This window comes from Rhodococcus sp. 05-339-2, from assembly GCF_002258965.1.
In the GTDB taxonomy this organism is placed as follows: domain Bacteria; phylum Actinomycetota; class Actinomycetes; order Mycobacteriales; family Mycobacteriaceae; genus Rhodococcoides.
Genome location: NZ_NOYW01000018.1, coordinates 1 through 22,389 on the forward strand (window position 1 = coordinate 1; position 22,389 = coordinate 22,389).

20 protein-coding genes, 1 tRNA gene and 1 rRNA gene are annotated in these 22,389 nt (G+C 64.8%); 19 read left to right on the plus strand and 3 right to left on the minus strand.

The features are described from left to right. The 19 genes from rrf to CH273_RS17945 all read left to right on the plus strand — a co-directional run. Positions 1–97 (plus strand): 5S ribosomal RNA (gene rrf, locus CH273_RS17855); the annotation flags it as partial. Positions 98–169: 72 nt separating this feature from the next. Beyond that, positions 170–1,051, plus strand: coding sequence for a hypothetical protein (locus CH273_RS27950; RefSeq protein ID WP_082322671.1), 882 nt, complete (start codon positions 170–172; stop codon positions 1,049–1,051). Next, entirely contained in the window at positions 1,048–2,037 is a 990-nt protein-coding gene (locus CH273_RS27955; RefSeq protein WP_032398199.1) for an HAD-IIA family hydrolase, read from the plus strand. The genes CH273_RS27950 and CH273_RS27955 overlap by 4 nt, the downstream gene beginning before the upstream one ends. Before the next feature lie 77 nt (positions 2,038–2,114). Further along, a complete protein-coding gene (locus tag CH273_RS17870) occupies positions 2,115–2,357 on the plus strand; it encodes a hypothetical protein (RefSeq protein WP_032398198.1) in 243 nt (80 codons plus the stop codon). 1 nt (position 2,358) lies between these two features. After that, a complete protein-coding gene (locus tag CH273_RS17875) occupies positions 2,359–3,180 on the plus strand; it encodes a TlyA family RNA methyltransferase (RefSeq protein WP_032398197.1) in 822 nt (273 codons plus the stop codon). Beyond that, complete coding sequence (locus tag CH273_RS17880) at positions 3,177–4,142, plus strand: NAD kinase (protein WP_032398196.1); 966 nt, start codon at positions 3,177–3,179, stop codon at positions 4,140–4,142. The genes CH273_RS17875 and CH273_RS17880 overlap by 4 nt, the downstream gene beginning before the upstream one ends. Positions 4,143–4,144: 2 nt before the next feature. Continuing rightward, positions 4,145–5,914 (plus strand): DNA repair protein RecN, encoded by a 1,770-nt coding sequence (recN, locus tag CH273_RS17885; protein WP_032398511.1) that lies wholly within the window; start codon positions 4,145–4,147, stop codon positions 5,912–5,914. Positions 5,915–5,998: 84 nt separating this feature from the next. Beyond that, positions 5,999–7,183, plus strand: a complete 1,185-nt coding sequence (gene steA, locus CH273_RS17890) for a putative cytokinetic ring protein SteA (RefSeq protein WP_032398510.1) — start codon at positions 5,999–6,001, stop codon at positions 7,181–7,183. Next, on the plus strand, positions 7,180–8,127 hold the full coding sequence (locus tag CH273_RS17895) for a copper transporter (RefSeq protein ID WP_032398509.1): 948 nt from the start codon (positions 7,180–7,182) through the stop codon (positions 8,125–8,127). The genes steA and CH273_RS17895 overlap by 4 nt, the downstream gene beginning before the upstream one ends. Positions 8,128–8,277: 150 nt before the next feature. Continuing rightward, a complete protein-coding gene (locus tag CH273_RS17900) occupies positions 8,278–10,011 on the plus strand; it encodes a CTP synthase (protein WP_032398195.1) in 1,734 nt (577 codons plus the stop codon). Further along, the gene (locus tag CH273_RS17905) at positions 10,008–10,640 is read left to right on the plus strand and encodes an NUDIX domain-containing protein (protein ID WP_032398194.1); all 633 of its coding nucleotides are present in this window, start codon (positions 10,008–10,010) and stop codon (positions 10,638–10,640) included. Before CH273_RS17900 ends, CH273_RS17905 begins: the two co-directional genes overlap by 4 nt. A gap of 5 nt (positions 10,641–10,645) precedes the next feature. Continuing rightward, the gene (xerD, locus tag CH273_RS17910; protein WP_032398193.1) at positions 10,646–11,560 is read left to right on the plus strand and encodes a site-specific tyrosine recombinase XerD; all 915 of its coding nucleotides are present in this window, start codon (positions 10,646–10,648) and stop codon (positions 11,558–11,560) included. Positions 11,561–11,706: 146 nt separating this feature from the next. Next, entirely contained in the window at positions 11,707–12,633 is a 927-nt protein-coding gene (locus tag CH273_RS17915) for a ParA family protein (RefSeq protein WP_371828399.1), read from the plus strand. Then, positions 12,630–13,466 carry a segregation and condensation protein A gene (locus tag CH273_RS17920; protein ID WP_032398191.1) on the plus strand — a complete coding sequence of 279 codons (837 nt, stop codon included), beginning with the start codon at positions 12,630–12,632 and terminating at the stop codon, positions 13,464–13,466. The genes CH273_RS17915 and CH273_RS17920 overlap by 4 nt, the downstream gene beginning before the upstream one ends. Continuing rightward, positions 13,463–14,146: an SMC-Scp complex subunit ScpB gene (scpB, locus tag CH273_RS17925; protein ID WP_032398190.1), complete on the plus strand. Its 684-nt coding sequence runs from the start codon at positions 13,463–13,465 to the stop codon at positions 14,144–14,146. The genes CH273_RS17920 and scpB overlap by 4 nt, the downstream gene beginning before the upstream one ends. Before the next feature lie 12 nt (positions 14,147–14,158). Further along, positions 14,159–15,352, plus strand: a complete 1,194-nt coding sequence (locus CH273_RS17930) for a pseudouridine synthase (protein ID WP_082073686.1) — start codon at positions 14,159–14,161, stop codon at positions 15,350–15,352. Continuing rightward, a complete protein-coding gene (gene cmk / locus CH273_RS17935; protein ID WP_032398189.1) occupies positions 15,352–16,035 on the plus strand; it encodes a (d)CMP kinase in 684 nt (227 codons plus the stop codon). The genes CH273_RS17930 and cmk overlap by 1 nt, the downstream gene beginning before the upstream one ends. Next, complete coding sequence (gene der / locus CH273_RS17940; RefSeq protein WP_032398188.1) at positions 16,032–17,480, plus strand: ribosome biogenesis GTPase Der; 1,449 nt, start codon at positions 16,032–16,034, stop codon at positions 17,478–17,480. The genes cmk and der overlap by 4 nt, the downstream gene beginning before the upstream one ends. 85 nt (positions 17,481–17,565) lie before the next feature. Next, a tRNA-Pro gene (locus tag CH273_RS17945) sits at positions 17,566–17,639 on the plus strand. A 338-nt stretch (positions 17,640–17,977) separates the two neighbouring features. Here CH273_RS17945 and CH273_RS17950 read toward each other — a convergent pair. From CH273_RS17950 to CH273_RS17970, 3 genes are all read right to left on the minus strand, one after another. Next, complete coding sequence (locus CH273_RS17950; protein WP_032398187.1) at positions 17,978–19,252, minus strand: GGDEF domain-containing protein; 1,275 nt, start codon at positions 19,250–19,252, stop codon at positions 17,978–17,980. A 638-nt stretch (positions 19,253–19,890) separates the two neighbouring features. Beyond that, positions 19,891–20,613: an alpha/beta fold hydrolase gene (locus CH273_RS17960; RefSeq protein WP_230597026.1), complete on the minus strand. Its 723-nt coding sequence runs from the start codon at positions 20,611–20,613 to the stop codon at positions 19,891–19,893. A gap of 293 nt (positions 20,614–20,906) precedes the next feature. Continuing rightward, entirely contained in the window at positions 20,907–22,370 is a 1,464-nt protein-coding gene (locus CH273_RS17970; protein WP_032398183.1) for a benzaldehyde dehydrogenase, read from the minus strand. Between the last annotated feature and the right edge of the window lie 19 nt (positions 22,371–22,389).

The window sequence follows — 22,389 nt, forward strand, 5'->3', positions numbered from 1 at the left end:
GGAAACGCCCGGTCCCATTCCGAACCCGGAAGCTAAGCCCTCCAGCGCCGATGGTACTGCACTCGACAGGGTGTGGGAGAGTAGGACACCGCCGAACACCCGTTGTAAGAAGGGGACCCACCTGGTGGGTCCCCTTTTTGCGTTTGTACCGAAATCCGAAAGGACGCCCGTGTCGGAAGACAACAACGATCGTCGCCCCTCCCGAGGGGACGGCGGCAACCGCCCGAGCGAGTCCCGAGACCGCAACCCCCGCGCTCAGGACCGCCGCGGAGACCCGCGTCGCTCGGACGGTCCTCCTCGCAGACGCGGCGGTGAAGGTGGATTCTCCGGAGATCGGCGCGGAAACAGCGCATCGTCGGACCGTCGACCGCCGCGTCCCGACGAACCGGATCTGCCCGACGAGGTCGAAGCCGGGCAGCTCGAGCCGGCAGTGCGCCGAGACCTGTTGAGCTTGGACAAGAACAACGCCACTGCTGTGGCCCGTCACCTCGTGATGACCAGCAGACTGCTCGACGACGATCCGCAGTTGGCGCTACTGCACGCGCGCGCTGCTCGTCAGCGTGCCGGTCGTATCGCTGTAGTCCGTGAGACCGCGGGAATCGCGGCGTACCACGCTGGTGAGTGGGCCGAAGCGTTGTCCGAGCTTCGCGCTGCCCGACGCATGGCAGGCGGGCCGGGTCTGATCGCTGTGATGGCCGACTGCGAGCGCGGACTGGGACGTCCCGAGCGTGCTATCGAACTCGGTCGCAGCGACGAGGCGCGTGAGCTGACCGGTGAGGAAGCGTCGGAGCTTCGAATCGTCGTGGCAGGTGCGCGGATGGACCTGAACCAGTACGACCAGGCCGTCGTCACGCTACAGACCCCGGACCTCGACGCGTCGCGATCCGGAACCGCTGCCGCGCGCCTGTTCTACGTCTACGCCGATGCGCTGGTTGCGGCAGGTCGCGTCGATGAAGGTGTGAAATGGTTCCTCAACGCTGCCGCGGCCGATGTCGATGGTGAGACCGACGCCGAAGAGCGGGTCGAGGAGCTGTCCGGAGGCAGTCAGTGACGTTGCTACGCGACGCCCACGACGTTCTGCTGCTCGACCTGGACGGCACCGTCTACGCCGGCAAGGATCCCATTCCCGGTGCAGTCGAAGCATTGTCGGGTGGGGCCGAGAAGCAGTACTTCGTCACCAACAATGCCAGTCGTGCTCCCGAGGACGTCGCCGAACATCTAGGTAGTCTCGGCTTCGCTACCTCAGCAGAGTTCGTCGTCACCAGTTCCGAGGCGGCCGCTCGGGTACTCGCGGGCAAGGTGGACCCGGGTTCACGGGTGCTAGTCGTCGGCACCGACGCATTGGCGAACGAGATCACCAAGGTCGGTCTGGAGCCGGTCAGGTCTGCCGACGACGATCCCGTGGCCGTGGTGCAGGGGCACTCCGTCGATACAGACTGGAAGATGCTTGCCGAGGCTGTCCTCGCCATCCGTGCGGGTGCACTGTGGGTGGCTACGAATATCGACGCCACCTTGCCGACCGAGCGAGGACTCGTGTTGGGGAACGGCTCGATGGTCGCGGCGGTTCGCAACGCCACCGATATCGAGCCCATCGTGGCAGGCAAGCCGGCCGCCCCGATCATGCACGACGCCATCGAGCGCAGCGGAGCACGCGCGGCCCTGGTCGTCGGAGACAGGCTCGACACCGACATCGCTGGTGCGAACGAAATCGGTCTGCCGTCGCTGCTGGTGTTGACCGGCGTCAGTACCGCTGCAGAGTTGCTGCATGCGCCTCGGCATCTGCGCCCCACTCACATCGGCCTCGATCTCGGAGTCCTGAACAGGGACGAAGTGACGTCGAGCGTCGGCAGCAAGACCGGTTGGACGGTCGCCGTCGACGACGAGGTGCTCTCGGTGCAGTACGGCGGGGACGGTACGCCCGATGCGTTCGAGGGTGCGCTTGCCACACTGCACGTCGCCTGGTCCGGCTCGGCCTTCTCGGATATTCGCTTCGAGGGGGATGGACTTGGCGATCTGCGTTCGCTGCTCGGGTGCTGATACCGCGTTCGACAGCAGTGTTCCGAGAGCGGCGGCGATCGGGCGTACGTCGGACCCATCCGATAGCGTGAGAGGCGATGAGCGCGTCTATTCCACTACCAGGACAGCACCGGCCGAGCGGTGCAGGCGATGAGTCGTCTGCAGATCCGGACACTGTTCGCACCGAAGTTACCTCGCTGCTGAATCAACTCACGATCGAGTCGACTTCCCACGAGGAATCCGAGGCTGTGGATTCCGACGCCCTTGCGCGCGACGCGAGTCTGCTCGACCGCGCGCACGAGGTACTCGTGCGCGCGCTGACCACCGTCGACAAGACCTGACGTGGCTCGTCGCGCACGGGTCGACGCCGAGCTGGTTCGTCGTGGACTCGCCCGATCTCGCGAGCACGCTTCGGAGCTGATAGAAGCGGGCCGGGTGAAGATCGCCGGGACCGTGGCCTCGAAGCCCGCGACCGCGGTGGAACCGGGCACACCGCTGCTGGTGGCCGAGGAAGACAACGAGGTCTCGTGGGCCTCCCGCGGCGCGCACAAATTGCTCGGCGCTCTCGACGCATTCGAGCCACTCGGGTTGACCGTCGAACGTGCACGTTGTCTGGACGCCGGTGCATCCACCGGTGGCTTCACCGACGTGCTTCTCAGTCGAGGTGTGCGTGAAGTGGTCGCCGTCGACGTGGGATACGGGCAGCTGGTGTGGCGTCTGCAATCCGACGACCGCGTTCATGTCATCGACCGCACCAACGTTCGGTCGATCGATGCGGAGACGATCGGTGGACCGGTGGACGTGATCGTCGCAGACCTGTCGTTCATCTCGCTCAAGCTCGTTCTTCCCGCATTCGTTGCTTGCTCGAAGTCGGGTACCGACATGGTGTTGATGGTCAAGCCACAGTTCGAGGTCGGCAAGGACCGAGTGGGTTCCGGAGGTGTGGTGCGCGATCCTGCGCTGCGCGCCGAGGCCGTCGAGGACGTGGCGAAGGCGGCCGTCGCCTCGAATCTCACGGTGCAAGCTGTGGCGGCAAGCCCACTGCCGGGGCCGTCGGGCAATGTCGAGTACTTTTTGTGGCTGAGGGCAGGTGTGGGCGAGGACTCGCCACGCGCCGACATCACGGAACTCGTCCGGCTCGCGATCGAGGAAGGACCACAGTGACTCCGTCCCAGTCAGTACCGGAACGGGAGTCGACTCGAGAGATTCTTCTCGTCGCCCATCCAGGTCGACCGGACATCGCCGAAACCGCGCGTCGGGTGGGCAAGGTCTTCGACGAAGCGGGCATCTGCCTTCGTGTGCTCGTCGACGAGGTCGAGCCATCGAAGATCGAAGCCTCCGATACGGAGGAACACGACCATGTGTTCGTCGCGGACATGAAGCTCAACGTCGTCGAGTTCGGACCGGACGCAGCCGCCGGCTGCGAGATGGTCCTCGTGCTCGGTGGTGACGGGACCTTCCTGCGCGCAGCCGAGCTCGCGCAAGCGGCCTCGATACCGGTGCTCGGCATCAACCTCGGGCACGTCGGGTTCCTGGCCGAGGCCGAGGCCGACCACCTCGAAGGTGCCCTCGCTCGCGTCATCGCCGGGGATTACCGCATCGAACAACGCATGACGTTGGACATTGCGATTCGCGTGGGCGATCAGGTGGTCGATCGGGGCTGGGCACTGAACGAAGCGAGCATCGAGAACGGGTCGCGGCTCGGGGTGCTCGAGGTCGTGCTCGAAGTCGATGGGCGCCCGGTGTCCGCATTCGGGTGCGACGGCGTTCTGATCTCGACGCCGACGGGCTCGACGGCCTACGCGTTCTCGGCCGGTGGGCCTGTGGTCTGGCCGGAACTCGAAGCGATATTGGTCATTCCGAGCAACGCGCACGCTTTGTTCGCGCGGCCGCTCGTCACCAGCCCCGAGTCGATCATCGCGGTCGAGATCGATGCGGGTGGACACGCAGGATTCGTATTCTGCGATGGCAGGCGCACACTGAGCCTGCCGGCAGGTGCTCGCGTCGAGGTGGTGCGGGGAGCGTCACCGATCAAATGGGTTCGACTCGATTCGGCACCGTTCGCCGATCGCATGGTCAAGAAATTCGAACTGCCCGTTACCGGGTGGCGGGGGAGAGCGAGGTAGGAATGCTCGAAGAGATTCGGATCGACAGCCTTGGAGTCATTTCCGGTGCCAGCGCACAGTTTCACGAGGGGCTGACCGTGCTCACCGGCGAGACCGGTGCGGGTAAGACCATGGTGGTCACCAGTCTGCACCTGTTGTCGGGTGCCCGCGCCGACGCAGGCCGGGTTCGGCTCGGCGCACAGCGTGCTGTCGTGGAGGGGCGATTCAGTACCGACACCGCGTCGGAGCAGGTGATCGACGACGTCGACAAGGTGCTCGAGTCCTCGGGAGGTCAACGCGACGAGGACAATTCGATCATCGCCGTGCGTACCGTCAACTCGGACGGTCGCTCGCGTGCGCACCTCGGTGGGCGCAGCGTGCCCGCATCGGTGCTGTCGAACTTCACCGACTCGCTGCTGACCGTGCACGGTCAGAACGACCAGCTGCGGCTGCTGCGTCCCGATCAGCAACTCGGCGCGCTGGACAGATTCGCCGGGGATGCGGTGGCGTCCCTGGTGTCGAAGTACCGCACCGCGCGCAAGACGTGGCTCGACGCGCGCAACGAGTTGATCGATCGCACCGAACGCAGCCGCGAGCTGGCGCAGGAAGCCGATCGGCTGCAGTTCGGCCTGCAGGAGATCGATTCTCTGGCACCGGAGCCGGGTGAGGATCGCTCCGTGGCCGAGGATGTGCGTCGGCTGGGCGATCTCGATTCGCTGCGTGAGACCGCGGAAGGTGCCTCGGCAGCACTCGTCGGGAGCGCCGACGAGGCGTCGGACACGGCGTCCGCGCTGTACCTGCTGGGCGAGGCTCGCTCTCGCCTCGAGCATGCCGAGGACGCAGCACTGACCGAGCTGTTGCCGCGACTGAACGACGCGATGGCGATCGTGGGCGACATCGGGGCAGACCTCACCTCGTACTTGACGGATCTGCCGTCCGATCCGGGTGCCCTCGACACGATCCTGAACCGGCAGGCCGAGCTGAAGTCGTTGACGCGCAAGTACGCCGCCGATGTCGACGGCGTCATCGCCTGGGCGGAAGACGCCCGCGAGCGACTCTCGCACATCGATACCTCGGCCGATGCGCTCGCCGAGTTGAGCGCCAAGGTCGACGCGGCCGCGATCGACGTCGCGGCGGCTGCGTCGAAGCTCAGTGCGGCTCGAGCGAAGGCCGCCGTGAAGCTCTCGAAGGCGGTCAGCGTCGAGCTGGCGGGCCTGGCGATGGGAAAAGCCAAGCTGCAGATCGATGTTCGCGCACTTCCCGCCGGACCGTCCGACACTGCCCCGATCGTCGTCGACGGCACCGAATTGCATGCGGGCAGCAACGGCGTCGACGAGGTCGAGTTTCGTCTGTCCGCGCACGACGGTGCCCAGGCGCTTCCGATCAGCAAGAGTGCGTCGGGCGGTGAGCTCTCGCGGGTGATGTTGGCACTGGAAGTGGTGCTGGCGGGCTCGGACAAGGGTGCGACGATGGTCTTCGACGAGGTCGACGCCGGAGTCGGTGGTCGCGCGGCCGTCGAGGTCGGGCGCCGACTCGGCCGGTTGGCTCGCACACACCAGGTCATCGTGGTCACCCACTTGCCGCAGGTCGCTGCGTTCGCCGATACCCACCTGGTGGTCGACAAGACCGACGCCAAGAAGGGCGCGGCGAACAGCGGCGTCAGAACGTTGTCGTCGTCGGAGCGGGTCGTCGAGCTCGCGAGAATGCTCGCGGGGTTGGACGACACGGAGACCGGACGTGCGCATGCCGAGGAGCTGCTGGCCACGGCAAACGCCGATCGAGCCGCGTTGTAACTTTTGGTGCTGATGTGATCAGTGTGGTAGTTGTTTCGGCGCGCCTCCGTCGCCGGGCGTGTCGATCGGGTCATCATGGTCCTCATGAAGATGCCGGCTCTGCTGTCACGTAGTCAGGATTCGCTGCCCGGAATCACCGGTATCGCGCGAGTCGATCGCAACACGGCCAAGCTCCTCAAACGGGTCGGCCCGGGCGACATCGTCGTGCTCGACGAGCTCGACCTCGATCGCCTGACCGCAGATGCGCTCGTCGAGGCGGGGGTGCTGGCGGTGGTCAACGCGTCGCCGTCGATCTCCGGGCGCTATCCCAACCTCGGTCCCGAGGTCATCGTCGCCAACGGAATCACCTTGATCGACTCGGCCGGCACCGAAGTCTTCAAGAAGATCAAGGACGGCACCAAGATCCGCCTCAACGACGGCGGCGTCTACACCGGCGATCGTCGTCTCGCCAAGGGCGAGGAGCAGAGCGAAGCCGAGATCTCCGACAAGATGATCGAGGCCAAGACGGGCCTGGTCGACCATCTCGAAGCGTTCTCGGGCAACACGATCGAGTTCATCCGAACCGAGAGTCCGTTGCTCATCGACGGAGTCGGCGTGCCGGACATCGACATCGATCTCGAGGGCCGTCACGTGGTCATCGTCGCAGACGGACCCGGTCACGCCGAGGATCTGAAGAATCTCAAGCCGTTCATCAAGGAGTACTCGCCCGTCATCATCGGCGTCGGTGCGGGTGCCGACACCGCGATGAAGGCGGGTCATCGCCCCGACCTCATCGTCGGCGATCCCGAGGACGTCACTGCGCAGACGCTCAAATGCGGTGCAGAGGTTGTGCTTCCGGCGGATTCCGACGGACACGCGCAGGGTCTCGAGCGCATTCAGGATCTCGGTATCGGTGCCATGACGTTCCCGGCCACCGGTGCCGCTGCCGACCTCGCGCTGTTGTTGGCCGATCATCACGGGGCCTCGCTCATCGTGTCGGTGGGTAGCCCGGCCAGCCTGGACGAGTTCTTCGATCGTGGTCGACGCAACACCAATCCGGCCGCATTCATGACGCGTCTGAAGGTCGGCGCCAAGTTGGTCGACGCCAAAGCTGTTGCGACGCTGTACCGCAGCCGTGTGTCCGGCGGTGCGATCGCGCTGTTGATTCTGGCGGCGCTCGTTGCCGTAATCGTGGCGTTGGCCGTGTCCAACATCGGCGGTGAAGCGTTGGATTGGGCAATCGATCTGTGGAACCGGTTCGCTCTGTGGTTCCAGGGGTTGCTTTCGTGATTTCGCTTCGCCAACATGCCATTTCGCTGGCAGCGGTCTTCGTGGCCCTGGCCATCGGCATCGTGCTCGGTTCGGGTCTGCTCTCGAGCGGTCTGGTGTCGGGCCTTCGAGACGACAAGACCGGCCTCGAAACTCAGGTGGACGATCTGGAGGCGACCAACAATCGCCTGGGTGAGCAGCTCAACTCGGCCGACGGCTTCGACGCCGCGGTTTCGGGCCGAGTGTTGCGGGATACGTTGGTCGATCGCAGCGTCGTGGTGATCACCACCCCGGACGCCGACCCCGGGGACGTGGACGGAGTCACGCGGTCGATCGGAGCATCGGGCGCCACCGTCACCGGTCGGGTGTCGCTGACCGATTCGTTCGTCTCCGCTGCGAACGGCGACGATCTTCGGACGCGTTTGACCAACGTCATTCCGGCCGGCGTGCAGTTGCGCACCGGCGCGGTGGACCAGGGCAGTCTCGCGGGGGACCTGCTGGGTTCGGTGCTGCTGCTGAACGCCGAGACCGCCCAGCCGCAGTCGACTCCCGAGGAGCTCTCGCTGGCACTGGAGACGCTGCGCAGCGGCGGGTTCATCGCGTACGACAACGGTGCCGTCGCACCCGCTCAGTTGGCTGTGGTCGTCACCGGTTCCGGTACCTCGGACGTGGAGGACGGCAATCGCGGGGCCATCGTCGCCCGCTTCGCGGGAGCCCTCGATTCACGTGGTGCAGGCGCGGTACTGGCCGGTCGCTCCGGTGCGGCCGAGGGCAACGGTTCCATCGCTGTCGTGCGAGCCGATTCGGCGCTGTCGTCCGCTCTCAGCACGGTCGACAACGTCGACCGTGAAGCAGGACGGATCACCACCGTTCTCGCCTTGGCGGAGCAGCTGGACGGCGCGTCCGGCCGTTACGGCACCGGAGCCAATGCCAACGCCGTGACCGTCGGAGCGCCGGCGAGCTGATCGTCGGACGAACGCGCGTGTCGTTGGCGGTGAGGTAGGTACTGGTGTTACCGTGAAGTCCCGTGGGTAGCAGGCCCAATTTCCACGCTTCACCTCTCTTATCAGCCCCCTGATAGGAGCAAGCCCTGCAGACTCGTCACGGGAGCCTCATTGTCACGCCTTCAGTCGCGTTCCGACACCAAGCACATTTTCGTCAGCGGGGGCGTCGCGTCCTCGCTCGGAAAAGGCCTGACGGCATCGAGCCTCGGCCAGCTACTGACCGCACGCGGACTGCGCGTGACCATGCAGAAGCTCGATCCTTACCTCAACGTCGATCCCGGCACGATGAACCCGTTCCAGCACGGTGAGGTCTTCGTCACCGAAGACGGCTCCGAGACGGACCTCGACGTCGGACACTACGAGCGGTTCCTCGACCGTGATCTGTCCGGTTTCGCCAATGTCACCACCGGCCAGGTCTACTCGACGGTCATCGCCAAGGAACGCCGCGGTGAGTATCTGGGCGACACCGTTCAGGTCATCCCGCACATCACCGACGAGATCAAGCGTCGCATTCTCGCGATGAACGGCCCCGACCTACAGGGTCACCAGCCGGACGTCGTGATCACCGAAATCGGCGGCACCGTCGGCGATATCGAGTCGCAGCCGTTCCTCGAAGCCGCGCGTCAGGTGCGCCACGACGTCGGCCGAAACAATGTGTTCTTTCTGCACGTGTCGCTGGTTCCGTTCCTGGCTCCGTCCGGTGAACTCAAGACCAAACCAACCCAGCACTCCGTCGCGGCGCTGCGCAGCATCGGTATTCAGCCCGACGCATTGATCCTGCGTTGCGATCGCGACGTACCGCCAGGATTGAAGAACAAGATCGCGCTGATGTGCGACGTCGACGTCGACGGCTGCATCTCCACGCCCGACGCGCCGTCGATCTACGACATTCCCAAGGTGCTGCACAAGGAAGGCCTCGACGCGTACGTCGTTCGTCAGCTCGGTCTGCCGTTCCGTGATGTGGACTGGACCATCTGGGGTGGACTGCTCGAGCGTGTTCACCAGCCGCGTGAGACCGTGCGCGTCGGTCTGGTCGGCAAGTACGTGGACCTGCCCGACGCGTACCTGTCGGTCACCGAGGCGCTGCGTGCAGGCGGATTCGCTCATCGCGCGAAGGTCGAGATCAAGTGGGTCCCATCCGACGAGTGCTCGACGCCCGCCGGGGCGCAGGCCGCGTTGGGTGATGTCGATGCCGTGCTCATTCCCGGTGGCTTCGGTATCCGCGGTATCGAGGGCAAGCTCGGGGCCATCGAGTTCGCACGTACGCGCAAGATTCCGTTGCTGGGGTTGTGCCTCGGGTTGCAGTGTGTCGTCATCGAGGCGGCTCGTTCGGTCGGTCTGACGGACGCCAACTCCGCCGAGTTCGACCCGGACACCAAGGATCCGGTGATCTCCACGATGGCCGATCAGGAAGATGCCGTCGCCGGTGATGCCGATCTGGGCGGCACGATGCGTCTCGGTGCCTACCCGGCAACCCTGCAGAAGGGTTCGGTCGTCGCGGCGTCGTACGGCACCGAAAGCGTTTCCGAGCGTCACCGTCATCGCTACGAGGTCAACAACGACTATCGGGATCGAATTGCCAAGAGCGGCTTGGTGTTCAGCGGTACTTCTCCGGACGGCCACCTGGTCGAGTTCGTCGAGCTGCCTGCCTCCGTGCACCCGTTCTTCGTGGCCACTCAGGCGCATCCGGAGCTAAAGAGCCGGCCCACCCGTCCGCATCCACTGTTCGCGTCGTTGATCAATGCCGCGCTGAAGTACAAGGCTGCGGAGCGTCTGCCGGTCGACGTGCACGGAGATACGGGTCAGACGGAGGAATCGGACGTCGCCGCCGAGACCGTCGGATGAGCGAGCCTCGGCACGAGTTCACCACCCTCGATTCGTCGGTGCCGTACTCCGGCGCAATTCTCGCGCTCCGGCTCGACCAGGTGGCGATGCCGAACGGTCGTCAGGCCGAGCGCGAGGTGATCGAGCATCACGGCGCGGTCGGGATCCTGGCCGTCGACGACCGGGATCGTGTGGTGATGATCGAGCAGTACCGGCATCCCGTAGGTCGTCGATTGTGGGAGTTGCCCGCCGGTCTGCTGGACGAGCCGGGGGAGCAGCCGGTGGTTGCGGCTCAGCGTGAGCTCGCCGAGGAGACCGGGCTCGCCGCGCAGACGTGGTCGGTACTGGTCGATGTGCTTGCCTCGCCCGGGTTCACCGACGAGGCCGTGCGGATCTTCCTCGCGCAGGGCCTGACCGAGGTCGATCGGCCCGAGGCACACGACGAGGAAGCCGACATCGAGCTGTCCTACGTTCCGGTGGACGAGGCCGTCCGTCGTGCGCTGTCGGGCGAGATCGTCAACGCATCCGCCGTCGCGGGCGTTCTCGCGTTCGCCGCGGCGCGCGCTACCGGTACCGAACTGCGTTCGGCCGATGCGCCGTGGGCGGATCTGCCGACTGCCTTCGAGAAGCGAAAGAGTTCGCGAAAGTAGCCACCGTGATCGGCCAGCAGATTCAGACGTACCTCGACCATCTGGTGGTCGAGCGCGGGTCGGCACCGAACACGGTGTCGTCCTACCGTCGCGATCTGGTGCGGTACGAGCGGTTCCTCAGCGGCTACGGCATCACCGATCTGGCGAAGGTCGCCGAGAACGACATCACCGAGTTCGTGCTCTATCTACGGCGCGGTGACGACGAATTCCCGGCACTCGCAGCGAGTTCGGCGGCCCGGACGTTGATCGCGGTGCGCGGTCTGCACAGGTTTGCGCTCGCGGAGGGGATGGTCGAGCGCAACGTCGCGAGCGAGGTCAAGCCGCCGCAGCCGGCCAAGCGGTTGCCGAAGTCGCTGCCCGTCGATCAGGTAGTTGCACTGCTCGAATCGGCGTCGATCGCCGGTCCCGATGCCCCACGCGGACTGCGGGATCGGGCTCTGCTGGAACTGCTCTATTCCACCGGGGCGCGTATATCCGAGGCAGTCGGGCTCGACGTCGACGACATCGACACCGAGGCTCGCTCGGTGCTGCTGCGCGGCAAAGGCGGCAAGCATCGCATCGTGCCGGTCGGGCGACCCGCTGTCGAGGCCGTCGACGCCTACCTGGTGCGCGGCCGGCCGGGGCTGGTCTCCCGCTCGAATCCTGCCCTGTTCCTCAACGTTCGGGGCGGCAGGTTGTCTCGACAGAGTGCGTGGCAGGTGTTGCAGGATTCGGCCGTGCGGGCCGGGATCACCGCGGGGGTATCACCGCACGTCCTTCGGCATTCGTTCGCCACTCACCTGCTGGACGGCGGCGCCGACGTCCGCGTCGTGCAGGAGCTGTTGGGTCATGCGTCGGTGACGACGACGCAGATCTACACTCTCGTCACCGTCAACACTCTGCGCGAAGTGTGGGCAGGAGCGCATCCACGGGCCCGGTAGCACGAGGCCGGCTGTCGTGCGTCAGCGTGTCCGGTGACGATGCGCGAGCGTCAAGCGGTAGCGTTTGCGTGAACTACTCGAAGACGAACGGGACAGGGGAGCGCTGGAACGTGTCGACACCGCAGCCGCCAGCGGCGGAGTCAGGCTTGAATCATCCGCATCTCGACGGTGCCCTGTTCCAGACGCGTCAACCGGAATCCAGTCGGGAGACACACGACATCATTCCCGCGCCGAACGAGCTCGGGCCCACCGGTCGCAAGACCAGGGCCGTCCCCGATCCACAACCGCTGGCCAGTCACGGCCCGGCCAAGATCATCGCGATGTGCAACCAGAAGGGTGGCGTCGGCAAGACGACGTCGACCATCAATCTCGGTGCCTCGTTGGCCGGCTACGGCCGCCGCGTGCTGCTCGTGGATCTCGACCCGCAGGGCGCACTGTCCGCGGGATTGGGCGTCGCACATCACGAGCTCGATCTGACGGTCTACAACCTCCTCGTCGAAGCGAAGGTCTCCGCCGACGACATCATCATGCGCACTCGCGTCGAGAACCTCGATCTGATGCCCAGCAACATCGATCTCTCCGCAGCCGAGATTCAGTTGGTCACCGAGGTCGGCCGGGAGCAGACACTCGGGCGGGTGCTGCATCCTATTCTCGATCGCTACGACTACGTCCTCATCGATTGCCAGCCGTCGCTCGGTCTGCTGACGGTCAACGCGCTCACGTGTGCCGACGAAGTGCTGATACCCATGGAGTGCGAGTACTTCAGTCTGCGCGGACTGGCGTTGTTGAACGACACCGTCGAGAAGGTGCGCGATCGGCTCAACCCGAGGCTCACGTTGGCCGGCATCGTGGTGACGATGTTCGACGCCCGCACATTGCACTCGCGTGAGGTGATGACGCGAGTGGTCGAGGTGTTCGGCGACGTCGTCTACGACACGGTGATCACCCGTACCGTCCGATTCCCGGAAACCAGTGTGGCAGGTGAGCCGATCACCACGTGGGCTCCGAAATCCGGCGGCGCACAGGCGTACCGCGCCCTCGCGCGCGAGGTGATCTACCGGTCGGGTCCGTGACCGTCGACGCTGCCGACGAGGCCCCGATCGAGGTTCCGGCCGACGCGGATCCGTCGAAATTCCGGGTGCGGTTGCTCAACTTCGAGGGTCCGTTCGATCTGCTGCTGTCGTTGATCAGTCAGCATCGAATGGACGTCACCGAAGTGGCGTTGCACACCGTCACCGACGATTTCATCTCGTTCACCAAGTCGCTCGGTGCCGATGTCGGCCTCGACCAGACGACGGAATTCCTCGTCGTCGCCGCGACGCTGCTCGACCTCAAGGCAGCACGGTTGCTGCCCTCGGGCGACGTGGAGGACGCCGAGGATCTTGCGCTGCTCGAAGTTCGAGATCTACTCTTCGCCCGGCTACTTCAATACCGGGCCTACAAGCAGGTCGCTCTGCTGTTCGGTGAACTGGAAGCTGCTGCGCTGCGACGTTATCCGCGATCGGTGTCGGTGGAGGACAGGTACGCCGATCTGATTCCCGAGGTGCTGCTCGGCGTCGACCCGGCCACATTCGCCGACATCGCCGCTGCGGCATTTCGACCCAAACCGATTCCGCAGGTGGGGCTCGATCACATCCATCAGCACGCGGTCTCGATCCCCGAGCAGGCGGCGTGGCTGCTCGACAATCTGCAGGGCCGAGGCCTCAACGAGTGGGCATCGTTCTCGGAGTTGGTGCAGGACTGCGAGGTGCAGGTCGAAATAATCGCGCGATTCCTGGCGTTGCTGGAGCTGTTCCGCCAACAGGTGATCGCGTTCGAGCAGCCCGAGCCGCTCGGCGATCTCCGAGTGAGTTGGACCGGTAAGGACGAAGGACCCATCGTGGTCACGGAAGAGGACTACGCATGAGTGTCGACCCGGAGCTCGAGCCCGAGGACGGCGAGAATTCCGAGGAGCTCGACGACGCCACCCTCGCCTCGGCTCTGGAAGCTGTGTTGCTGATCGTCGATACCCCTGCCTCGGACGAGCAACTCGCCTCGGCGGTGGGTGCGTCGGTAGCGCGCGTGCGCGCAACCCTGAACGAGATGGCTGCCGCACTGACCGAACGAACCAGCGGAATAGACCTTCGCTACGCCGGTGACGGATGGCGTTTCTACACCCGAACCGCCTATGCGCCGTACGTCGAACGGCTGCTTCTGGACGGGGCTCGGTCCAAGCTCACACGCGCGGCATTGGAAACCCTGGCCGTGATCGCATATCGTCAACCGTTGACCCGCGCACGAGTCAGCGCCGTACGTGGAGTCAACGTCGATGGAGTGATGCGTACGTTGCTCGCCCGTGGACTGATCTCCGAAGCAGGAACGGACCCGGAGACGAACGGCACGATGTACTGCACCACCGAGTTGTTCCTCGAACGGCTCGGGCTCGCATCGCTCGGTGATCTACCCGAACTGGCACCGCTGTTGCCGGGTGTGGACCTGATCGACGAGATCAGTGACAGCATGGACACCGACCCGAGAACGACCCGCTCCACCAAGAACCGCGGATCGAAACCCGATCCGGCAGCCGAGCTCGACTCGGACGACTGATAGGTAAGACAAGTGAACAAGCCCGCTCGCCGTGATGGCACACCGGACCGTAACAAGAGACAAGACCCACGCAGGAAGCCGACCGCAGGTAGGTCGGACACTCCGCGTGACGCGCGCCGCGGAGATCGCACCCGCGACGCAGCGCCCCGTGACGGCGCTCCCCGTACCGGAGCCCCTCGCGCTGGCGCCCCTCGTACCGGGGGACCCCGTGCTGGTGCACCCCGCACCGGAGCTCCTCGTGCAGGAGCCCGGCCGGCCCCGCGCAAGGGCGTCGAGCAGGAATCCTTCGATTACAAGCCTGTCGAGACCGGCATCAACGACCGCAGCAACGACGCCGTTCCTCGCAAGAAGCCCTCGCGTCCCAAGCCGCCGAAGCCGCAGAAGAAGCAGGTTCCGTCGACCACGATCAGCAACGCCAAACCGGCGAAGCATCAGCACACCGATTCCTCACCGCGCAAGCACGTACCCGCCGGTGAAGGCGTTCGGTTGCAGAAGGTGCTCGCGCAGGCAGGCGTCGCATCGCGTCGTGCCGCCGAGGAACTGATCGCCGACGGCCGCGTCGAGGTCGACGGACGCATCGTCACCGAACAGGGCATCCGCATCGATCCCAACATCGCTGTGGTCCGCGTCGACGGCACTCGCGTGGTCGTGAAGGAAGAGCTCGTTCACCTCGCGATGAACAAGCCGCGTGGATGGCAGTGCACCATGTCCGACGATCTGGGACGCCCGTGCGTCGGCGACATCGTCTCCGAGCGCGTGCAGGCGGGGCAGCGACTGTTCCACGTCGGACGCCTCGATGCCGACACCGAGGGGCTGTTGCTCTTCACCAACGACGGTGATCTTGCTCACCGTCTGATGCACCCGTCGTTCGAGGTCTCCAAGACCTACCTCGCGACGCTGTTCGGCACCATTCCCCGCACTCTGGGCAAGCAGCTGCGTGAAGGCGTGACCCTCGACGACGGCCCGGTGAAGGTCGACGGCTTCCAGCTGCTCGACATCTCGGACGGCAAGTCTCTCGTCAAGGTGACGCTCCACGAGGGCCGCAAGCACATCGTGCGTCGGTTGTTCGACAAGGTCGGCTTCCCCGTCGGACGTCTCGTGCGTACCGACGTCGGCAACATCGTGCTCGGCGATCAGCGTCCAGGAACACTGCGTGTCCTCGGACGCGGCGAGATCGGCAAGCTCTACGAATCCGTGGGCCTGTGATGAGCGCGCTCGTGGTGGCGATGGACGGGCCTTCGGGCACCGGCAAATCGTCGGTATCGCGCAGGCTCGCATCGGCACTCGAAGCAAGCTACCTCGACACCGGTGCGATGTACCGCGTGGCGACGGTGTGGGTGCTGCGCTCGGGCGTCGAGCCCACCGATGCAGACGCTGTCGCGAAAGCTGTTGCAGCACTTCCCCTCGAGATCGGCAAGGACCCGCTGTCCGAGACCGTTCTGCTCGACGGTGAAGACGTCAGCGGCGAAATCCGCGGCGATGCGGTCACCAAGGCCGTCTCGGCCGTCTCCGCAGTGCCTGCGGTGCGCGAGCTCTTGGTGCAGATGCAGCGTGACCTCGCGAGCTCGTCGACGCGAATCGTGGTGGAGGGCCGCGATATCGGCACCGTCGTTCTTCCCGACGCCGACGTGAAGGTGTTCCTGACTGCCTCACCGGAAGCGCGGGCACAGCGTCGCAACAAACAGAACATCGAACAGGGTCGCGACGACGACTACGAATCCGTGCTCGCGGACGTGCAACGCCGCGATCACGCAGATTCGACGAGAGCAGTGTCACCGCTTCGTCCCGCCGAGGATTCGGTGATCGTCGATACCAGCGAGCTGGATCTCGACGGCGTGATCGAGCGTTTGCTGCTCGTGGTGAACGACAGAAGTGGAGCAGTCCAGTGAGTGAAGAATTCTTCTCCGGCGCAGCGGAAACCGCGGGCGACGGAACATGGAGTGACGAGGGCGAGTGGGAGTACGTCGACCTCAACGAAGGTGAAGACGGCGAAGATGCCGTAGCCGTACCGACTCTCGCCGTGGTGGGCCGACCGAACGTCGGTAAGTCGACGCTCGTCAACCGCATCATCGGACGACGCGAAGCAGTGGTCGAGGACGTCCCAGGCGTCACCCGCGACCGGGTGTCGTACGAGGCGAACTGGAGTGGTCGACGCTTCCTGGTGCAGGACACCGGCGGTTGGGAACCCGACGCGAAGGGTCTGCAGCAATCCGTTGCGCGCCAGGCCGAGTTGGCGATGAACACCGCCGACGCGATCCTGTTGGTCGTCGACGCGCGAGTCGGTTCGACGACGACGGACGAGGCAGTGGCGCGAGTACTGCGTCGCTCGAAGACTCCGGTTCTGTTGGTGGCCAACAAGGTCGACGACGGCCGCACCGAGTCCGAGGTTGCCGCGCTGTGGTCACTGGGTCTGGGGGAGCCGCTGTCGGTCTCGGCCACCCACGGGCGCGGTACCGGTGATCTGCTCGATCGCGTGCTCGAGGCCTTGCCCGAGACGCCGCGTGAGGGAATTCCCGGTGGGGGACCCAGGCGTGTCGCTCTGGTCGGTAAGCCGAACGTTGGCAAGTCCTCGCTGATCAACAAGCTGTCGGGCGACGAGCGCTCGGTGGTGCACGATGTTGCCGGCACCACCGTCGATCCTGTCGACTCGTTGGTCGAATTGGGCGGCAAGACTTGGCGATTCGTCGATACCGCAGGACTGCGTAAGCGCGTCAGCCATGCCAGCGGTGCCGAGTTCTACGCGTCGCTGCGCACCAAGTCCGCCATCGAGGCCGCCGAGGTCGCGATTCTGCTTCTCGATGCCTCACAGGTGATCTCGGAGCAGGACATGCGTGTGCTGAGCATGGTCTCCGATGCCGGCCGCGCGTTGGTGTTGGCGTTCAACAAGTGGGATCTGGTGGACGACGATCGTCGTCAGCAGCTCGAGAAGGAGATCGATCGTGATCTCGCTCGGGTGCCGTGGGCGCAGCGTGTGAACATCTCGGCACAGACGGGCCGTGCGGTACAGAAGCTCGTGCCTGCACTCGAGACGGCTTTGGAGTCGTGGGACAAGCGAGTGCCCACCGGACGCCTCAACACGTGGCTCAAGGAAGTCGTGGCGGCCACACCGCCGCCGATGCGTGGCGGACGTCTGCCGCGCATCATGTTCGCAACGCAGGCCAGCACGCGGCCGCCGACGTTCGTGCTGTTCACCACGGGCTTCCTCGAGGCCGGCTATCGCCGATTCATCGAGCGGCGTCTGCGTGAGGAGTTCAACTTCGACGGCAGCCCCGTGCGTGTGTCGGTGCGTATCCGCGAGAAGCGGGAACGGCCGGGCAAGGGCAACAACCGCTGACGTAGTCCGGTACCGCCCCTGAGCAGGCGATTTCCTCTCAGGGGTAGGGCTGGGGTAATCTCAGCAAGCGCCTTTCGGGGCGCGGCGGGCTGTGGCGCAGCTTGGTAGCGCACTTGACTGGGGGTCAAGTGGTCGCAGGTTCAAATCCTGTCAGCCCGACAGATTGATGCAGTTCAGAGGCGGTTTCGGAGAAATCCGGAGCCGTCTTTTTCAGTCCGCGTGCTGCGGGAGTGTCACTTCTCGGTACCTACACGATCGAACTCGGCGCTGAGGCGCTGTCCAGGTGTATCCGCTGGTGTCCGGCGATCTGCGTGCGTCGGTCGAATGGACCTGAGCGGACGGAGCCACTTTGTTCAGCTGGTTTGCTCCTCGTGGAGCTACTGGGTCCATAGGGTCCGTGTCGAGCTGCAACTCGGACGAATCGGTGGCTCCGGTTCTTGTTTCGTCCAGATCCGCTGTAGCGCTGCCGCAGGGGTTCGATCCGGTTCCGTCAGCGGTCAGTGCTGATGCTTTGTCGGGCGAGGGACGTCGATGCGGGAAATGTTGGTTTTGTGTTCGTACAGAGCGAGGTCGGCTCGGGTGAGCATGTCCTCGAGAGTCGACTCGCCTGTGTTGTGTGCGATTCCGACGCTCAATTCGATCGAGAGGGTGGAGTCGTTCAAGTCGATGGGTGCGCGGGCTGCACGGCGTAGTCGTCGGCGGAGTTGTTCGGGCTCGTTCGTCGTCAGTGGTTCGTCATCGTCGAACATCGCTATGACGAATTCGTCGCCCCCGATCCGGCCGAGGACAGTGTTGGAATTGCACAGGTCGGCGAGTCGGGCGGCGGTGATGCGTAGAACGTGATCGCCGACGAGATGGCCGTGGGTGTCGTTGATGGTCTTGAAGTTGTCGACGTCGATGAACAATATTGCTGTGGGGAGCGATATTTCGGCGCTGACCCTCTCGATTCGTTCGAACAGAGCAGATCGGTTCAGCACTCCTGTGAGGTCGTCGAGTCGGGATTTGGCGAGAAGTTCTCGGTATGCGTCGAGTAATCGTGTGGCTCTGTGAACTGCATCGGTGATGTTGCGGAAACTGACTGCGACAACGTCCTCGACGTAGTTGGCGGTCACCTCCATGATCGTGTCGGGGCGAAAAAGTGCGGGTGCTTCGATGCTGACCTCGCCGCAGGTGAGCAGCGCGTCGCGGTGAAGGTTGTCGAAGTAGGAGCCCTGGGTATCGGGGAGCGCGTCGTGCAGATGTCGTCCGATGAGCTGATCCCGGGCGATGCCGAGGTGCCGTTCGGTTTGCGTGTTGACGTAACGGATGATCATGTCGCGGTCGAGAATCGCGAAGCCCAGCGAGACGGAGTCCAGAACTGTACCGAGGCGTTCGCTCGTATCGATAAGCGGTCGGACCTGTGAAACCACTCCGGTCAGAACCGTCGGATGGCCATCGGGCGCGGTTTCCACGGCGACACTTCGAGTGAGAATGTGGCGAACGGTGCCGTCGGAGAGAACAACCCGGTAGATACACTCCGCACCGACGTCGGCGCTTGCGTCCTCGTAGAGTTGGACCAGCAGGTGCGCGTCGTCCGGGTGCACACGTTCGTGCCAGATCTCGATTGCAGGCCGGGGATCGAGGCCCGCCTCGAAGATGTCGGCGGCACGGGCATCCCATTCGAGCCGCCCGGTGTCGATGAAGTATCGGGTGATGCCTATCGATGCGTTCGGCGTCTCGATCCCCGAAACGTGATCGGGCCCCAGGTTGTCCTCACGATGTCGATCGCCCACGACAGCACGTCCGTTCCAGCTGCAACTGATCCGATAGGGAGTCTGCTCCGTTCTTCCCGATCGCGCCCGAGCTTTCGAGCGATCGGCCTCAGCCAGAGCTCGGAGGCTGGACGCGTAGGTTGTAGCGTCGTCCCTTCAGCGGGGTGTCCTCGCTGTCTGGGTACGAGGCCGTGTCGGGTCGGTGGTTCCGACACTTTTCGCAGCGGTGTATCGGTGTGGTGCGTGGGGCCTTCGGTGGATCCGCGTGGAGCAATCGATGTTCGAGCGTGTCCCTACTCGGTTCGACCGAGGGCGGATTGACCTGGACCGATCCGGGCGAGAGCGCCTGGTCAGCAGCTGTGTGTTGCGTCCGGGTGGGTCCATCGACGTAAAGATCGATCCAGCTGGGGGTCAAGTTGTCGCAGGTTCGAGTCCTGTCAGCCCGAGAGAGCAGATCGAAGGCGGTTCCGAAGAATTCGGGACCGCCATTTTTCGCGGCGTCTCTGCACGACGAATCGGTTCGGTCCGAGCCGGGTCCTGGACCCACGACGAGCCAGGTCTTCAACCGAGACGTGGCTGCTGCGGAGGTCGTGGAAACCATCGCCCGGCAGTCCTCACTGGCACTGACGGGCGACGGTACCGATGAGTCCCGCAGAGTGTCAGTGACCGATGAAGGTGTCGATCGCGGAGGCGACCGAACCCGGATCGACAAGATTCGCGAAGTGCGCCTGTCCAACCAATACTTGTTTCGATACGTCGCGGAGTCTCGATTCCAGATGGTCGGAGGCCCCTACCAAGTGCGCTGGGCTGTTTTCGCCCACGAGAAGCAAGGTTCTGGTTTGCAGTTCGCCGTATTCGGGCACGACCGAGACACACGCGTCGATTTCGATCAGTTCGCGAGTCCAGGTGGGTGCCAATGTGAGGAATTGCGCCCACAACGGTGTTGCCGCAATGGCTTCGGTCTCGGCTGCGGGCACGCGAATGAAATGCTCCATCGCGATTCGCATCGCCGCATCGTTGTCGGATTCGGCGATCGCGGCAGCGTACGGGGCGAGGTGTTCACCCGCGACCGGACCGTCCACCGGCAGTGGTGGTTCGTACAGCACGAGAGCTGCCGGCTCGGAACCACGTCGAGCGGCTTCGAGGGCGCATATTGCGCCGTAGGAGTGGCCGACCAGAGCCGGAACGGTACCGGTCGACTCGGTGACCCGGGCGAGGACGGCCGCGATGTCGGTGCCCTCGGTCGCGAGTGTGTACTCCGGTGCATCGCCGCTCAGGCCTCGTCCTCGGCGGTCGACAACGAAAACGCGGTGGTCGACGGCCAGATGTGAGGCTACCTGTAACCACGACTGCGCTGTCGAGATGCTGCCGTGAACTATCACGACAGGTGAACCAGATCCGAGGCAATGTACTCCGATCGGCGTTCCGTCGGCCGACGTGACCGTCTCGGTCGTGATGTCGTCAACGAGCGAATCAGGTTGTGCTATGCCAACTCTCCTTACTGTGATGTGGAAACCGAGTTCATCGGTGGCGGGCAGAGTCCACGGACAGGAGTGCTGACCCGACCTTTGCAGACCCTGACCGCGTCAGGACACGGCTCGCCGAACTCGAAGTTGTGGATGCATTTCGGCGAATGATCGTCCCCAGCTTCGAGTTCGGCGCACATCGCTGTCGGTCAGAACGGGAACGGGTGGGCGTGGTCGCGAACGGTAAGCCACTGCCATTGAGTGAACTCGTCCCAACTGCTCTGGGTACCGAATCGTGCACCATTGCCGGAGGCACCGGTTCCACCGAACGGGGCATACGCGTCGTTGTTCAGAGTCTGGTCGTTCACGTGGACGATCCCTGTGGTCAGGCGGTCGGCGAGATGGCGGCCGCGGTCGGCCGATCCCGTCTGGATCGCGGCCACGAGACCGTATTCGGTGTCGTTGGCGACCGCGACGGCTTCGTCCTCGTCGCGCACGACGACGACGGGAGCCACCGGACCGAAGATCTCTTCCCGAAACGCGGCCATCGACGAGGTGACCCCTGCGAGCACCGTCGGCTCGTAGAACAACTCGCGATGCCTTCCACCGGCTCGAACCTCCGCCCCGGCCGCCACGGTCTCGGAGACGATACGGTCCACGTTCTTCAACTGCGTCTCGTTGATCAACGGTCCGAGCGCGACCTGCTCGGTGAACGGGTCTCCCACCGGGAGGTTCTTCGCCCGCGCGGCAAGACGATCGAGGTACTTGTCCGCCACGGACTCGAGCACGATGTGTCGACCGGCCGTCATGCAGACCTGCCCCTGATGCAGAAACGACCCCCACGCACCCGCTGAACTGGCCGCTTCCAGATCGGCGTCGTCCAGGACGATCAGTGCGTTGTTGCCGCCGAGTTCGAGCGAGACGCGTTTGAGCGTGCGTCCGGCCGCCTCGCCGACCTTCCGGCCGACAGCGGTGGAGCCGGTGAACGAGACCATGCCGATGCCGGGATGTTCGGCGACCGCAGCCCCGGGCTCGGCGTCGCCCGGCAGCACGTGGAACAGGCCCTCCGGCACCCCGGCCTCCTCCAGGAGACGGGCGAACAACACACCACCCGACACCGCAGTCTGCACGTCCGGCTTGAGCACGACTGCATTTCCGAGGGCCAGTGCGGGAGCGACTGCGCGAATCGACAGGATCTGCGGAAAGTTCCACGGACTGATGACGCCGACGACGCCGATAGGTACGCGACGGCCGATACTGGAACGGCCGGCTTCGCTGGTGGGCAGCAGATGGCCGTAGGGCTGGGTGGGCAGAGCTGCCGCTTCCCACAGCTCGCTCAGTACGAGACCGACCTCGAACGCAGCCTTGCCCGGTACCGATCCACCCTCGCGGATGAGCCATTCCTCGAACTCACCGCAGTGTGCCTCGAGCAGTTCCGCGATGTCCCGGATCACAGCAGCGCGCTCGTGGCCGGGGGTGGCTGCCCACGCCGGCTGCGCGGCCCGGGCCCTGGCCACGGCATCGTCGACGTCGTCCGCATTCGCCAGCCCGATCTCGCCCAGACTCGCACCGGTCGCCGGTTCGGTCGTACTCGTTGTGCCGCCACCACCGGCACGCCACCCGCCGCTGTGGATTCGGCCGTGCCAGTCGGTACCCAACAATGTATTGCTCACGCTGATTCTCTTTCCCTCG

What these genes read in the sequence shown, in the direction of transcription:
- steA (WP_032398510.1), top strand. Translation starts at nt 5,999, where the DNA reads ATGAAGATGCCGGCTCTGCTGTCACGTAGTCAGGATTCGCTGCCCGGA.
- cmk (WP_032398189.1), top strand. Translation starts at nt 15,352, where the DNA reads ATGAGCGCGCTCGTGGTGGCGATGGACGGGCCTTCGGGCACCGGCAAA.
- CH273_RS17870 (WP_032398198.1), top strand. Translation starts at nt 2,115, where the DNA reads ATGAGCGCGTCTATTCCACTACCAGGACAGCACCGGCCGAGCGGTGCA.
- scpB (WP_032398190.1), top strand. Translation starts at nt 13,463, where the DNA reads ATGAGTGTCGACCCGGAGCTCGAGCCCGAGGACGGCGAGAATTCCGAG.
- recN (WP_032398511.1), top strand. Translation starts at nt 4,145, where the DNA reads ATGCTCGAAGAGATTCGGATCGACAGCCTTGGAGTCATTTCCGGTGCC.
- CH273_RS17905 (WP_032398194.1), top strand. Translation starts at nt 10,008, where the DNA reads ATGAGCGAGCCTCGGCACGAGTTCACCACCCTCGATTCGTCGGTGCCG.